The organism is Alteromonas sp. CyTr2 (assembly GCF_947311905.1).
In the GTDB taxonomy this organism is placed as follows: Bacteria; Pseudomonadota; Gammaproteobacteria; order Enterobacterales; family Alteromonadaceae; genus Alteromonas; species Alteromonas macleodii.
Genome location: NZ_CAMZMZ010000058.1, coordinates 1 through 14403 on the forward strand (window position 1 = coordinate 1; position 14403 = coordinate 14403).

11 protein-coding genes and 3 tRNA genes are annotated in these 14403 nt (G+C 43.7%); 2 read left to right on the forward strand and 12 right to left on the reverse strand.

The window, feature by feature from the left end; genetic code table 11:
- Positions 1-2: 2 nt before the first annotated feature.
- The 7 genes from QME20_RS18985 to ovoA form a co-directional block, all read right to left on the reverse strand.
- Positions 3-75 (reverse strand) — tRNA-Gly (locus QME20_RS18985).
- Positions 76-244: 169 nt separating this feature from the next.
- Positions 245-817, reverse strand: coding sequence for a CDP-diacylglycerol--glycerol-3-phosphate 3-phosphatidyltransferase (gene pgsA / locus QME20_RS18990; RefSeq protein WP_014949608.1), 573 nt, complete (start codon positions 815-817; stop codon positions 245-247).
- A 123-nt stretch (positions 818-940) separates the two neighbouring features.
- Positions 941-2758: an excinuclease ABC subunit UvrC gene (uvrC, locus tag QME20_RS18995; protein WP_281716452.1), complete on the reverse strand. Its 1818-nt coding sequence runs from the start codon at positions 2756-2758 to the stop codon at positions 941-943.
- Between the two features lie 31 nt (positions 2759-2789).
- On the reverse strand, positions 2790-3434 hold the full coding sequence (uvrY, locus tag QME20_RS19000; protein WP_014949610.1) for a UvrY/SirA/GacA family response regulator transcription factor: 645 nt from the start codon (positions 3432-3434) through the stop codon (positions 2790-2792).
- 180 nt (positions 3435-3614) lie between these two features.
- Positions 3615-4343, reverse strand: coding sequence for a pirin family protein (locus QME20_RS19005; RefSeq protein WP_281716453.1), 729 nt, complete (start codon positions 4341-4343; stop codon positions 3615-3617).
- Positions 4344-4550: 207 nt separating this feature from the next.
- Complete coding sequence (locus tag QME20_RS19010; protein WP_281716454.1) at positions 4551-6014, reverse strand: aminotransferase class I/II-fold pyridoxal phosphate-dependent enzyme; 1464 nt, start codon at positions 6012-6014, stop codon at positions 4551-4553.
- A 137-nt stretch (positions 6015-6151) separates the two neighbouring features.
- A complete protein-coding gene (gene ovoA, locus QME20_RS19015) occupies positions 6152-8263 on the reverse strand; it encodes a 5-histidylcysteine sulfoxide synthase (RefSeq protein WP_281716455.1) in 2112 nt (703 codons plus the stop codon).
- 429 nt (positions 8264-8692) lie between these two features.
- Here ovoA and QME20_RS19020 point away from each other — a divergent pair, with 429 nt between their 5' ends.
- A complete protein-coding gene (locus tag QME20_RS19020; protein WP_281716456.1) occupies positions 8693-9094 on the forward strand; it encodes a hypothetical protein in 402 nt (133 codons plus the stop codon).
- Positions 9095-9164: 70 nt separating this feature from the next.
- Here the strand turns inward: QME20_RS19020 and QME20_RS19025 are convergent.
- The 4 genes from QME20_RS19025 to QME20_RS19040 form a co-directional block, all read right to left on the reverse strand.
- Positions 9165-9256: transfer RNA gene (locus QME20_RS19025), tRNA-Ser, on the reverse strand.
- Positions 9257-9657: 401 nt separating this feature from the next.
- Positions 9658-9749: transfer RNA gene (locus tag QME20_RS19030), tRNA-Ser, on the reverse strand.
- 169 nt (positions 9750-9918) lie between these two features.
- The gene (locus QME20_RS19035; RefSeq protein ID WP_281716457.1) at positions 9919-10809 is read right to left on the reverse strand and encodes a class III extradiol ring-cleavage dioxygenase; all 891 of its coding nucleotides are present in this window, start codon (positions 10807-10809) and stop codon (positions 9919-9921) included.
- Positions 10810-10985: 176 nt separating this feature from the next.
- A complete protein-coding gene (locus QME20_RS19040; protein ID WP_014949616.1) occupies positions 10986-11435 on the reverse strand; it encodes a DoxX family protein in 450 nt (149 codons plus the stop codon).
- 194 nt (positions 11436-11629) lie between these two features.
- Between QME20_RS19040 and QME20_RS19045 the strand changes: the two genes are divergently transcribed.
- On the forward strand, positions 11630-12535 hold the full coding sequence (locus QME20_RS19045; RefSeq protein WP_075177980.1) for a LysR family transcriptional regulator: 906 nt from the start codon (positions 11630-11632) through the stop codon (positions 12533-12535).
- A 182-nt stretch (positions 12536-12717) separates the two neighbouring features.
- Here the strand turns inward: QME20_RS19045 and QME20_RS19050 are convergent, their stop codons facing one another.
- The gene (locus tag QME20_RS19050; RefSeq protein ID WP_014949618.1) at positions 12718-14184 is read right to left on the reverse strand and encodes a DUF3360 family protein; all 1467 of its coding nucleotides are present in this window, start codon (positions 14182-14184) and stop codon (positions 12718-12720) included.
- Between the last annotated feature and the right edge of the window lie 219 nt (positions 14185-14403).

The window sequence follows — 14403 nt, forward strand, 5'->3', positions numbered from 1 at the left end:
GGAGCGGGAAACGAGATTCGAACTCGCGACCCCGACCTTGGCAAGGTCGTGCTCTACCAACTGAGCTATTCCCGCATGTCTTAATCGACCATTTCGTTTGGTTGATGTCCTCTCGAAATGTGGGGTGCATTCTACCTACCCATTCAAAACTGTCAACACAAAAAAGCGTTTAAATTGAGATAAATGCGGTTTTTTATGATCGTTTGCTATTTTTTTATTCACTTTGATTAATGTACGTTCAATTTCACTTTACTGCGCCACTTCGAAGGTGTGGCCAGGCCGCTTTTGTATAAACAAACATTGACCAAATTGACAGCACTGCTGAGAAATATAAAAGAATATAACCTAAAGAAACCCAATAAATAGTTATGCCCATGAAGGTTTCTAATCCCGACAACAAGCCAATTAAGGCTAACATTTGCGCAGTGGTTTTTGCTTTACCTATAAAAGACACTTTAACCGCATCCCTTACACCATTCGAACCCATCCATTCACGTAACGCCGACACATAAATTTCACGAACCAATAGCGCAATAGATGGCAACGTGATCCACAGGTTTGCATAACTATGAGTAATCATAAGAAGAGCAGCGCCCACAATGAGCTTGTCTGCTACAGGATCTAAGAATGCACCAAAGGGTGTAGACTGCTGTAGTTTTCTTGCTAGATAGCCGTCAAACCAGTCCGTTATTGCCGCAAGCCAAAAAATAAATGCGCCTGCCTCGTGCGCCCAGCGCCAATCAAGAAAATAAACAACTACAAATACAGGAATAAGGATTACTCGGAATAAAGTAATACAGTTTGGAACAGTCCACATAAAAAGTACGTCTCGGTGTTATGCCTCTATGGGCGTTTTAGCGCGGTAGCGTATAAGCTCTGCATCTTTCATTTTTGTAACACATTACCTTAATTTGTAATGCATTGCTTGTTACTCATTCATTTATTGATGAAGGTGGTCGTAAATAGTTTCCGCCAGTTCAGGGCTTATACCAGGTACATTTGAAATTTCATCTTTGCTGGCTTTCTTAAGACCCTGCAATCCCCCCATGAATTTAAGCAGTGTTTGTCTGCGTTTAGCACCAATACCAGGTATGCTTTCCAAACTCGATGTGGTTTTAACTTTCTGGCGTCGGTTGCGGTGCCCAGTAATGGCAAATCGGTGAGATTCATCGCGAATATGCTGAATTAGGTGAAGCCCTGGCGAATGGCTGTCCATCGGCAGAACCTGATGGCTACCTGCCAGTATTAGTGTTTCTAAGCCAGGCTTACGGGTGGTGCCTTTTGCCACGCCTAACAGCATAGGCTTTTTATCATGGGGCCAATCTTCAAAAAACGCTTCTGCTTGGGCAAGCTGTCCTTTACCACCGTCTATTAATAGAAGGTCAGGTATTTTTTGCACTTCTTTCACTGACTTGTAGCGACGTTTTAACGCCTGTGCCATGGCCGCGTAGTCATCACCTGGGGTAATGCCTTCTATATTGTATCGGCGATAGTCACTTTTGTGCGGACCTTCACGATTAAATACTACGCACGAAGCCACCGTTTGCTGGCCAGACGTGTGTGATATATCAAAACACTCCATGCGTTGAATAGGCGTATCAACTTCCAGTGCCGCTTCTAAGTCGAGATAGCGTGCAAACACAGACTTTTGCTGACTGTATTGAGCATCTAACGCAGTTTGCGCATTTGACTGCGCGAGCTGCAGGTACTTGCGTTTCTCTTCCCTCGCCCCTTTAAAGAACTGAACCTTGTGCCCAGCTTCACTGGCTAGTACACCTGCTATAGCGTCTTCGTCAGTTAATGTATTGCTAAGTACTATCTGCTTGGGAATAACTTTGTTACCCGCCAGATAGAACTGTAGGAAGAAAGATTCAAATACTTCTTGTTCATCGGCAGTGTTGGGTACTTTGGGAAAATAGGCCTTGCTGCCTAACAACTGCCCTTCACGAATAAACATTACCTGAATACACGCCATATTGCCTTTAAACGCAAACCCAAACACATCCATTTCGTCTTGAGTACCGGCAACCCACTGTCGTTCTTGAACTTTTCTTAGTGCATTAATCTGATCGCGGTAACGGGCAGCAGCTTCAAAGTTGAGTGCCTCGCTGGCTGCTTCCATCTTTTCCACCAGCCCACCAATGACCTGCTGATTTTTACCTTTCAAGAACAAGCGTGCAAAATTGACCTGCTCTTTATATTCTTCATCGCTCACATAGCCTTCTACACACGGCGCACTGCAGCGCTGCATCTGATACTGAAGACAAGGTCTGCTGCGTGCTCGGTAATAGCTATCTTCGCACTGACGTACGGGGAAGATTCGCTGCATTGAACGCAAGCTTTCTCGCACCGACCACGCACTGGGGTATGGGCCAAAGTATTCGCCCTTTTTCTTTTGAGGGCCGCGATGGAAAGAAAGCCTTGGATGTTCGTGGTCGGATAAGAAGATAAAGGGATAAGACTTGTCGTCACGCATGACCACGTTGTAACGCGGTTTGTATTTCTTGATGAAGTTGTTCTCAAGCAAGAACGCTTCGGTTTCGCTGTTTACAACCGTGACATCCATGTTCGCAATCTGACTAACTAGCGAACGCGTTTTGGCGTTATCAAGATTACTACGAAAATAGCTTGATACACGCTTTTTAAGGTTTTTGGCTTTTCCTACGTAAATAACCTCTTCCTGACTATTGTACATGCGGTACACGCCAGGTTGAGAGGTTAGATTCTTAAGAAATGCTGCTGAATCAAATGCAGACATAATCACTTTGACGTTGCGCGTCTAGTGACGCTTAAAAGGTGTTAGGATTGATAAGCTTATGACGATAGGCCAAGTGCGTTAGCTCTACATCAGAATTTACGCCTAACTTTTGAAACATTCGGTAACGGTAAGTATTAACCGTTTTTGAGTTAATACTGAGTTCTCGGGCTATATCCGGCACTTTGTGACCTTCGGTTAATCGCATTGCTATTGTAAGTTCTCTACTCGATAGCTCGTCAAACGGATTATCCGAACTAGGCAATAACTTACCGATGGCGATGCTATTGGCCACTTCTTGATCAACGTACTTTTGTCCTGCCGCAACTTTATGGATAGCGCGTATTACTTCGTCTGGCTCTGCATCTTTTGTCAGAAAACCGTATGCGCCTGCGTCCATAACTTGCATTGGAATAGGACTTTCCTTGTGCATTGAAACACAAATAACACGCGTATTTTCAGACATACGAACAATTTTCTTTGTCGCCTCCAGTCCACCAATACCGGGCATATTCACGTCCATGAGTACCACATCTGGCGCGTTTTTTCGGCACAAAAGTACCGCGTCTTCACCGTTCTTCGCTTCTGCGAGAATAGTAAAATCGTCTACGTCTTCCAGAATCCGGCGTATCCCTGTTCTGACCAAATCATGGTCATCTGCTAGGATTATTTTTATCACTCTAGTATCTCACTGACTTCAGTTTTACATACAACTGGAATAAAGACTGATAATGCTCATTAATGAGAAGTATTACCAGCCTTTAACCTTATCCAAGTCATCATACCACGAGATAAGAATTCGTGAAGTAGAGATACACAATTTGAAACTAAATTATTGATCTAGATTACTTTTAGGCAGCTATTTAGGTAATTCAAACCACAAGGCCACACTTTCCTCTGAGGCTTTCAGACGAATGATGTCTTGCTCGTAAATACCCAAAGCATCGCCTGCCTCTATTTCAACTGCATTCGTTTCACTGTCTACCACAGCCTGTACATTACCGCTAATCATATGAAGGTAACCCTTTTGGTCTTCAGTGCCATGCTCCCATGTTTCGCCAGCTTTCAAAGTTAAACGGCTGATTGCCGCATTTTGCTTAATGCGTAATGACCCTTCCCTACCGTTATCACTTACTAATAATTCAAGCTTTGAATCATGGTTGTTTCCACCCGCCTGTGTGCCAAAGGTTTTTTGCGCATAGCTGGGCGTACCGCCTTTTTCATTGGGCACAATCCAAATTTGCAGAAAGTTAACAGGCTCTTCAGTAGAAGGGTTAAACTCAGAATGCATAATACCCTTACCTGCACTCATTACTTGCACGTCACCCGCTGGCACTACGTACTCATTACCGGTATTATCCTTGTGCTTTAAAGCACCGCTCACAACATATGAAATTATCTCCATATCTCTGTGACCATGGGTTTCAAAACCTCTGCCGGCCTGAACAACATCGTCATTGATAACCCGTAGCGCTGAAAACCCCATATGTTTTGCGTCATAATAATGTCCAAACGAAAAGCTATGTTGGCTTTTTAGCCAGCCAAAGTTCACTTTTCCTCTTTCATTCGCTTCTCTCAAATACATCATCTTGCATTCCTTATAACCGTAAGCCGCCACTGACTCTTCTGCCCAACAGGAGTAACGCTGGGCGATAGAACATGTGTTAAGGGCTAATTATTTAATAAGGCCATTTTAATCCTCTTTAATAGAAATAAAATGTCATATATTTGAGCTTATTATTCTAATATTTAGAATTAAATTAACTGTCGGTCAACAGATGCGGGTTAAGCTACGCTAAGAAATAAAGCACAGTCTTTGCAGCGCGGTTTCTACAACCGCAGGGTGACAGGCTATATTTAGCCTAATATGGTGCGGAGAACCAAAGGTCGCACCGTCGTTACCTATCACGCCGCGCTCAATGCATCCTTCAACAGTGGTCACGGGTGAATATTTGAGAGGTTGACGAGAAGCGTCACCTAAAGGAGCTTCATCCACAGAAGCGATACTGTTCGGCTGTGTTAAATGCGAAGGGAACGTTGAAAGGTCTAGCCACAAGAAATAACCAGCGCTGCCCATTGTATAATTAACAGATAAACCATAGTGCTCAAAGAAGCACACAACAAGCTTTCGGTTGAAGCTCAACGCACTTTTTACGCTGTCTAACCACGTACTTCCCTTCTCATAGGCGGCAATCAACGCAACTTTTCCTAGGTTACTTGCGTTAAGGTGCCTGCTATTAATAGCTTGGGCAAACGTCTCTCTGATCGTTTTATCCTTAATGACCGCATACGATGCACCTGGAATACTCGCTAAGTTAAACGCCTTGGATACGCTATTGATGTGGATAATGCGTGGCAGTTGATGAGCATGGGTGTTACCACCGTTTTGACTTTCTTGGCGCCTTTCGCTCTTATTGCTTACCTCTGCACCAAACATGGGGATTAGCGTTGGTTCATTTGACGAGTTAAATGCAAACTCGCTGTGCACCTCATCAGTGATCATTAAAATATCGTTCTTGGCGCAGAAACTCATAATAACACGCTGCTCTTCTGCACTTAACACTGTACCTGTAGGGTTATTAGGATGGCAAATCACGAATGCAGCCGCAGCACTATCGAAGGTTGAAGTATCTATAGTTGCGTTAGAACCTTCGACGTCTTCCTGACGACTCTTGTCGCTATCCTTTGTCGCGGCAACTTCAGAAAGCTTAGTCTGAATTTGACGCGTGTTTTGAATGACTGGAATAGATACTGGCGTTAAGCCGTTATTATGAATAGTCTCTGTTAAAGGGGAATAGGTTGGTGTTAAAACCATGACTTTTTGACCAGGTTGGCAAAAAGTGTGAAGCGCAACGTCTATTGCTCCTATTGCGCTCGCAACATCCACAACATCGCCACTTTCTACTTTAAAGCGACTACTTTTTTGCGTGGTACGCTCAAAACGTTTTGCTACCGCGTCACCGATATCAAGGGACTGATATCCATAAGTAGAGCGAAGGTTTTGTGTAATCGCGCTGAGAATTTCATCACAAGGCGGGATGTCCATATCCGCTATCCACATTGGAATAGGGTCTTGCTGAGACGCGACAACGTTCGCTTGAGATGAAGACGCGCCCTGAAAGCGGCGAAATATCGCTGAATATTTAAGACGGGTTTGATCGAGTTTCAGGTGAGAAGGTGCCTGCCATACATCCTTGTAAGGCATAAACTCGCTTTGCATAGCGTTGAACACGGGGAGATGGCTTAGCGCGTTGCTCACCTTCACATTATCCTATCTATATAGCCTTACGCATTTACTATTGGCTAAAGGCCTTCTGAATTCTATTATATTTATAAGCGCGAAACACGCGTACCGCGCTCACTTTATGCTACACACACACTTTAATAGACACCGTGTTATTCTATCTTTTCAAACACGTTAAATTCAGAAAGCGTATGTTGGTATTTCCGCTTTGTTTCTCGAATGACAAATGGAATGTCTTTAGGTTCAGCAATTCGTTTAAAGCTCTGACCTAATGCATCTTCAAGCGCCTGAGTAGAACTAAGCGTTTCACCATTTTCATCTTTATAGCCGCCCAACCATTCACTTCTTTCGGTATACTCTTCCAACCATGTAAAGGGGCTGGCGACAACGAGCAATCCACCTTTATTTAGCCGCGTGGCCATGTCCGTTAATACCTTTCTTGGACTATACACTCTATCAATAAGGTTGCCTAAGAAGATCAAGTCGTAGCCTGTGAATTGCGGCTTCAAATTACACGCATCACCTTGTGCGAAAGCAACGTTGTCTACACTGTCATCTAAACCGAGCGCAGAGAGCTTACGCGCCTTAAACGACGTAAGTTCACCTTCTTCTATAAGGTTATAGCGTATTTCACCACGCTCTTGCATCTCAAACGCTGTTTTTATAAAGCGTGCAGAAAAATCGATGCCATCGACATGATCGAAGTATTTTGCAAGTTCAAAGGTAGACCGACCAACGGCACACCCCAAATCTAACGCTTTAGCGTGTTGACGCCCTTGCATAGCGTCAATACAAAACTGCGCACTGGCTTTAGCAAAATTAGGGACGCCGTAGTACTCGTCGCCGTAATGGAATTCACTGTACTGCGAAACCTGTGTATCACTTTCATAATCAAAATCGTTCACTGCTATAACTCGCTTTCCTTGAACATACCGAAACCCCGCGTGCTGAAAGAAGTGGCGCCTAAAAGCGTAACGACTATCTTTCATTGCTTCGTTACCTGTAGATACCCAACTACCGCCTTTAATGAGGTTATGCTTATTGTCGAATGTTGGTGTTGTAAAGTCGTCATATAGAGGATGAACGATAAAGCCCTCAAACGGATAGATGGGTGTTTCTGTCCATTGCCATACGTTGCCAACAACATCATAAAATTCGCCGGACTTATTAACATTAACAGGTTCACTCGACGCATACTTTTGCAGCGCTATGTTGAACCCTTCGCTGTATACGGTTTGTGTTACACCAGCCTGCTGTCGTAACGCTTGCCATTCATTTTCAGTCGGCAGACGAATAAGATCACCCGTTTTTTCACTCAAGTAGTTACAAAACGCTTTCGCTTCATGATAATTCACATCCACAGGCCAATCTAAAGGTAGTGGATGCTCTTCAAGCATGTTGCGATATAAATAATCATCACCCTTTTTAATCCAAAATACAGGATACTGAGCTTTAGTGTATTCACGCCACTTATTGCCTTCAGCCTCCCAGTATTTTGCGTTGTTATAGCCGCCGTCTTGCACAAACGATAAATACTCACCATTACTTACAAGAAATTTAGACGCACTAAACTCGCTAACGGATTCTTGCTGAGAACCATATTCATTGTCCCAGCCGTAATAAGCACTGTCCCACGCTTTGTCATTTATGACTTTCTGTGCCGGAACGGTCATTAAAACATTAGCCTCTAACGCTTCAGCATTAGTTTGCATAGTGCCACATGCAGGCCATACTGGGCTGGGGCGTACCGATGCAATGGGTAGCTGTCTGATTAGAACAGATGAGGTTTCTAAATGAATACGTTCATGCTCTATTCCCATAACAACGGGCCACATTGGACTTTCCCAGTCAATAGGCATGCTGAAAGACATGGTATCTATTAAATCGCATACCAATGTGCGCACTTGATTACGATATTGACGCACCTCTTCCACCTTCGGCCAGTCGTAATTTTCATCGTTAAGATCATCCCAACTCATTTCATCAACACCAATGGCAAATAGCGATTCAAATTTTGGGTTAATGCGCTCGTTTATTGCCTTAGACAGTACTAATTTATTGATAAAGAAAGTAGCAGTATGACCAAAATAGAAAATTAACGGATGGCGCAACTTTTCAGGTCGTTGATAAAATACGTCATCATTGGCAAGACAAGAGAAAAGCGATTCGTAGGTATCAAAGGAATCGAGGAAATAAGCCTTTATTTCCTGTCTTTTTTGCTCAACTGTTCCGTCCCGTAAATTAAGTGTGGGCATTGCCTGCATAATGTCCTCTCGATTTTTGTTATTACTACCAACTGCGTAGGACCAGCGCCATAAAAATAAAAGAAGAGCGCTTTAAATTGCCGTAATGATTTCAGTTGATTGCTAACCCTTTATGTATACCAAGCTTTTATGAATAAAGCGCGACATAACTAGGTTTTTATGGAATGTCCTGTAATTACAAGATACAGACAGGATGAGATCAGAAAATATTTCACAACAAACTTATGCCTGCGATGATGCTGTGAAACACCGTTTAACTTAAAGCTCGTGATCATAAAAAGCATGGAGATACCGTTGGTTATCATGTTACGTTTACCTAGCTTACTAAATGCCCGATTCAACGTTGGCTAATTAAGCTGCGTCGGTAAACAGCATACTTATACGTTTATACCTTCACACCTTCAGAAACGAAAAAGGATTTTTCTTAACATGAAATCAGTAATTTACATAGCAGTAACGCTGCTCTCGTTGTACGGTTCACCCGCGACTGCAGCTGACGACTATACTAATGCGCTTCTCAATGAAGCCGTTCGCAAAGGCAATAAGAGTACCCCTTTAATTGTAAACCCAACACTCACTATGGAGCGCCTATCAACCAGTGACGGAGAGATCACTTATCACTATCGCTCTATGACGTTGACTCAAAACAAAGGCGTTAATCAATTTGTAGAGGAACAACAAAAGAAGCTCTATCCGTATGTGTGCACTTCACCCTCGCAAGAAATTTTTAGGCGACATGGAATTACAGTTAATTATTTGTACAACGATAAGAATAATGATTTTTATGCGGTGATAAGTATCGACACTACAACGTGTAACGAGGTTGGTTGAAGACGTTCTAGCAGCACGTTTTTATTTGACCCATAAAAAAACCCGCAACTAAGTGCGGGTTTTTCGTATTTGGCGGAGAGTGAGGGATTCGAACCCCCGGTGGGTTTGACCCCACGTCTGATTTCAAGTCAGGTGCATTAAACCGGGCTCTGCCAACTCTCCTGAAGTGACGCTTATCTTAATGATTTACGTGACGCTGTAAAGCACTAATTTCAATTAAATCAATCAACTGGTGAAATATTCACCTTTTCGCAAGAATAATAACCATCTTGGTAGAAAATGACCTGCGTTCTCATTATTTAAAAACACTATTAGCGTTAACCTACTATAAATGCACGTAAAACTTAAAACGACGTTTTTTAAAAGCGATTGAAGTTCTCACTCAAAAATTCTCATTAGGTATTCCATGCACGTCGACAGTTCATGATGCCAAAATGATAATGTTCGTTTAGCTTTGAACAATATAGTTTTGCATAGGTTTCACTCTTGGCTATAGCCATATACTAAAGCGCGTAAATTTAGCCCATAAAAAAACCCGCAACAATGTGCGGGTTTTTCGTATTTGGCGGAGAGTGAGGGATTCGAACCCCCGGTGGGTTTGACCCCACGTCTGATTTCAAGTCAGGTGCATTAAACCGGGCTCTGCCAACTCTCCTGAAGTGCTGCGTATCTTAATGATTTATGTGGGACTGTAAAGCACTAATTTTAACATTTTTACTCAAACGACCAATTGATAATCAAAGTGTTCAAAATTTAATTGCTCTCGTTTAACGCAGCCGGTATCCAATCAGGTGTTGCACTGACGCGGCAATGTGAAGCACTGGTCAATCACACCACATAAACATGCTTGCAGGTTTGGTTAGAAGCGTTAAAGACAGAGCTTTATCAGCTGCTCTATTATTAACACCATAACAAACATGGAGAGGGAGAAGGTGCTCTTCTCTAGGATGAGCGTATCGCGCATCCGGCGCGCTGTACCATTCAACAAGACGAGCTTTGCGTTCATTCTCGCTGTAGGCACTGGTCTGCATAGTTGTCTGAAGCCAGTTATTAAAGCGCGTTGCTTTTCGCAATGCCTCATCGGAGCTATCAAAAAAGCCCTGCATATTGTGAAAAGAAGACCCCGAGCCCAATACTAAAATATTCACTTCGTTCTTTGCTTCACTATTTACAGGCTCTACCCCGAGTTCAACAGCTTTCCTAATTGCTTCCCCCAATAGCACATGCTTTTTAGAATCCAAATCAGACGTAATGGATAGTTGAATACAGGGTACATCGGCACTGGGATACATAATACTTAGGGGAATGAACATTCCATGATCGAAACCACGTGCCCTATCCTCCCGTACAGCAATGCCTTGTTCTGCTAAACGCTCTAGTAATATAGTTGCAAGTGCTACTTCTCCTTTGGCCGAATATTCAAGGGAATACGCCTCTTTAGGGAAGCCATAATAGTCATAAATCAAGGAAGGTTCTGGGTGAGTAGTTACACAGACTTCAGTATCTTCCCAATGGGCACTAATCACTATGACTGCATCAGGTTTGGGTAAATCTGTTGATAATGCTTTGAGCGCTTCAATCATTTCAATGTGATAGGCAGGCATTCTCGCCTCTCCTACTGACTGCATTTCAAGAAGTGGAAGCGGCCCTCCACCATGAGAAATATAAGCGGTGTTAATTCTCACAGACGGGCGAGTTTGCGTTCGCTGTTGCATAAAACCATACCTTGTTAGATGTAGAGAATACCATTCCTGCATTCCCACGCTTCGCTAGGAAACTTGCCAGCGTCTTATGAGTGGGCAATTATCTATGCGGATTGATATAAGGGCTCCATAGCCATTGAAACCGGCGCATTTGGGCCGGTTTCGTTAGTCGTCGAATCTCACAACCGCTATTTATTAAGCTTGTGACTAATAAGAGAGTCGATTGAAAGTTTACCGCCACCTTGAATAGCTAGCGCACCTGTTGCAGCAAGTAACGTTAGTGCAAACTCGTAACCGTTGTTAGTCATAAATAAACCGTTTGCTGCATGTACACTAAAAATCGCAATCACCATTGTGAATGCACTTACTAAAGCGGCTGGGCGTGTTAGAAAACCTATAATAAGCGCTAGCCCGCCAAAAAACTCAGCGCTGCCGGCCAGCAATGCCATTAAAAAGCCTGGCGCTAAACCAATGCTTTCCATCCACTGACCTGTGCCTTCTAATCCATAACCACCAAACCAAGCAAAAAGCTTTTGTGCGCCGTGTGCGGTAAGAATAATGCCCACAGGCACACGTAAAACCAAACTAGAAATACTGCTGTTAGAAGTAAAAATGTTTTTCAGAAATTGCTTGTTCATTGTTGAATCCTCAAAGTCTCTCGTAATTGAAAGTGTCATATCTAAAAAGTGATGAACGCTCCGCCTGACTTCATTGAGTTGGCACAGCGCTAACCTGATGCAAATAGAATAGTTACCAACACCTATTGAATAAAGCGGTTAAATATTGAATGATTACCAACAATTTGTTGTTTATTGAGACGAATGGCTAAACGATGGATAAATTATCGCTACTGAAAACCTTCTGCGTTGTTGCGAATGAAGGCAGTTTTACAAAAGCTGCAGAAAAGCTAGACACGTCAAATCAACTCGTAAGCAAGTATGTTGCCGAATTAGAGAAGCAACTTGATACGCGTTTATTCAATCGCACTACAAGAAAAATTCACCTAACCGAGGCTGGTCAACAGTGTTTGCAACATGCAAATCATATTCTTGAAAGCGTAACCGATATGGAAAGTCAGCTTGGGTTGCTCAATACAGAAGCAAAGGGAGTTCTGCACGTAAGTGCCCCTGTCTCTTTCTCAACATTACATTTAGCGAGTGCACTCAGTGCGTTTCAACAAGCACACCCTCACGTATCGATAAACTTGCAGCTAAACGATAGAAAGATTGATGTGATAGACGAAGGCTTTGATGTAGCAATACGTGCAGGTCACCTAGCTAACTCGTCGCTGGTGGCCAAGAAAATCACAACGATAAAGCTGGCCCTGTGCGCTTCACCAGCCTACCTGGAAAAATATGGCACACCGCAACATCCAGCCGAATTAAAACCAGAACACTATCTTGAGTACTCCTACGTCAACTATGATAACGATAAATCAGTGCTTATTGCGGCGCTTAAAGCAAATGCCCAGACTGTGACGCCCAAGCTAACCGCGAATAATGGAGAAGTCCTAACCAATGTAGCAAAGCAGGGTGAAGGTTATGTACTTCAACCTACCTTCATTGCCGGTGAAGCGCTCAAAAACGGGGAACTCGTGTCCATACTGGACGATTTCGTACCGCAAGCTATCTCTTTGTATGCGGTCTATCCTCATCGTAAGCTCATTTCTAATAAGCTAAGGGTTTTCATTGACTTTTTATCAAGCTATTTTGAAAGTACGCCCTACTGGGACAAGTAAATTGCGGTACGCGTAACGCTTAATTTATGTGGTAAAAACGTAACTTCAGTGGATGAGAGATATCAGCTTAATAAATTAAATAAAAACGGCGTGGAGAAACACCTCCGACGCCGTTCGCGTAATAGCCTATCTGGTTTCAGTGACTTTAACTTTAAAAGAGTAACCTTACCCTAAAGCCCTCATCACATTCTGAAGGTTTCCATAATCGCGGGCACCCCCGGGAACATACCAATTAGTGCCATAACGGTACATAGCACCAAAAACGTAATTCCTGGAATTAGCCAACGCCCTGCTTTGCCGAGTTCTCCAGCTCTATCTTTACACCCAACGAGCCCCAAATTATCCAAAAGCATGGTAAAAGACCATCCGAATACTGGATTAACTAATACAGAGGAGATCACCACCAATGCGGCAGATTGCGTCGTTTTACCTTCACGGGTCATTTGCATACCGGCTTCCATTAGCGGAAGAAAGACCCCAACAATAAGCGCTACGCAAAGCACTGGCGGCCAAATTGCTAGATCCATGGGGTAACCCCAAAGTGCCGCTACAACGCATAAAAAGCCAGTAACTAATGCACCACCGGGTATGGGTCTGCGCGCGATTGAAGCCGGAATAATGTAGGTCCCCCACGAAGATGAGATATTCCCCCCTCCCAGTAGGCTTCCCACTGCCTGACGACTAGATGCAGCAATCATGGTGTCATCTATATTCATGTGCGCTCGCTCACTTTTTTTAGGGTAGCTAAGCTTTTGAAAGACTTGATGACCTAAGAAATCTGGCGACCACATAGACACAGCCAGCACAGCAAAAGGCAGCACAGCAATGAAATGTGACCAGTCTGGCAGACCTAGTTTCCAACCTGTGTCTTCCCCCCACCAATAAGCAGGGTTCAAGTTAGGCATACCCGGCGACGTTGTGAACTCAAATGGCGCACCGAAGGAAAACGCAATGACCGCCGCCATCACCGCACCAAGCGGAATGGCTAGCCAGCGCTTTTGAATATGCTCTAGCCATGCATACATTAAAATAGTGGCAATGATCACCACGAAGGCTAAGTAAGCCATATCGAAGCTTTCTGCCCACGCAAAGAGTTTCTTCACCTGGCCTGTAATGCCAATAAACCCTAAGTACAACAGCAGCCCACCGCATACACCGTTACTGGTTAGCCTAGCAAGCACACTGCCGCCCTTCGTTATTCCTAGAATAAAACCAAATAGCCCAATGAGCAGGCCGAGCGCCATGGGATGGCCGCCAGATGCAACAATAAGGGGTACCAAGGGCAGTAAGGGGCCGTGTGTACCTGCTAAATTAGCTGACGGGTTTAGGAAACCGGAAATCAGAACAACGAACAAGACTGCTGCAATGAGTAATTCAAAGCGCACGTTTTCAATAACAAACTCAGGAGATAGCCCTAGCGGTGCTGCGAATGCACCTACTACGGCGGCAACCATAACGATTTTTCCTATGGTCGCCGCCATGCCTGGCACGAAGTCTTCCCACTCAACGCGGTAGTCTTTACCAGGCAGGTTCAACCGCCAACGTTTTGGAGAAAGTATTTGAAGTTCGTGATTTAAATATTCGTCTCTTGATTTAAAACTACTGCTCGGTTTGTGAAGATTTTGATAAGAAGAACTTTCTTGTGACACATAACACCTTTAGATTGCGCGAAGAAAAGCGCAAGCCTAAACATGTGAACGGAATGTAACAATGCGACTGTGGTCTTATACGAAAGTCTAGCGTGGTAGACAGGCATAAAAAACCCGCAACAATGTGCGGGCTTTCATAATATGGCGGAGAGTGAGGGATTCGAACCCCCGGTGGGTTTGACCCCACGTCTGATTTCAAGTCAGGTGCATTAAACCGGG

Bases quoted from the DNA above. Each gene is read 5' to 3' on its own strand.
- pgsA (WP_014949608.1), bottom strand. From the start codon at position 817: ATGTGGACTGTTCCAAACTGTATTACTTTATTCCGAGTAATCCTTATT.
- uvrC (WP_281716452.1), bottom strand. From the start codon at position 2,758: ATGTCTGCATTTGATTCAGCAGCATTTCTTAAGAATCTAACCTCTCAA.
- QME20_RS19005 (WP_281716453.1), bottom strand. From the start codon at position 4,343: ATGATGTATTTGAGAGAAGCGAATGAAAGAGGAAAAGTGAACTTTGGC.
- ovoA (WP_281716455.1), bottom strand. From the start codon at position 8,263: ATGCAGGCAATGCCCACACTTAATTTACGGGACGGAACAGTTGAGCAA.
- QME20_RS19020 (WP_281716456.1), top strand. From the start codon at position 8,693: ATGAAATCAGTAATTTACATAGCAGTAACGCTGCTCTCGTTGTACGGT.
- QME20_RS19035 (WP_281716457.1), bottom strand. From the start codon at position 10,809: ATGCAACAGCGAACGCAAACTCGCCCGTCTGTGAGAATTAACACCGCT.
- QME20_RS19040 (WP_014949616.1), bottom strand. From the start codon at position 11,435: ATGAACAAGCAATTTCTGAAAAACATTTTTACTTCTAACAGCAGTATT.
- QME20_RS19045 (WP_075177980.1), top strand. From the start codon at position 11,630: ATGGATAAATTATCGCTACTGAAAACCTTCTGCGTTGTTGCGAATGAA.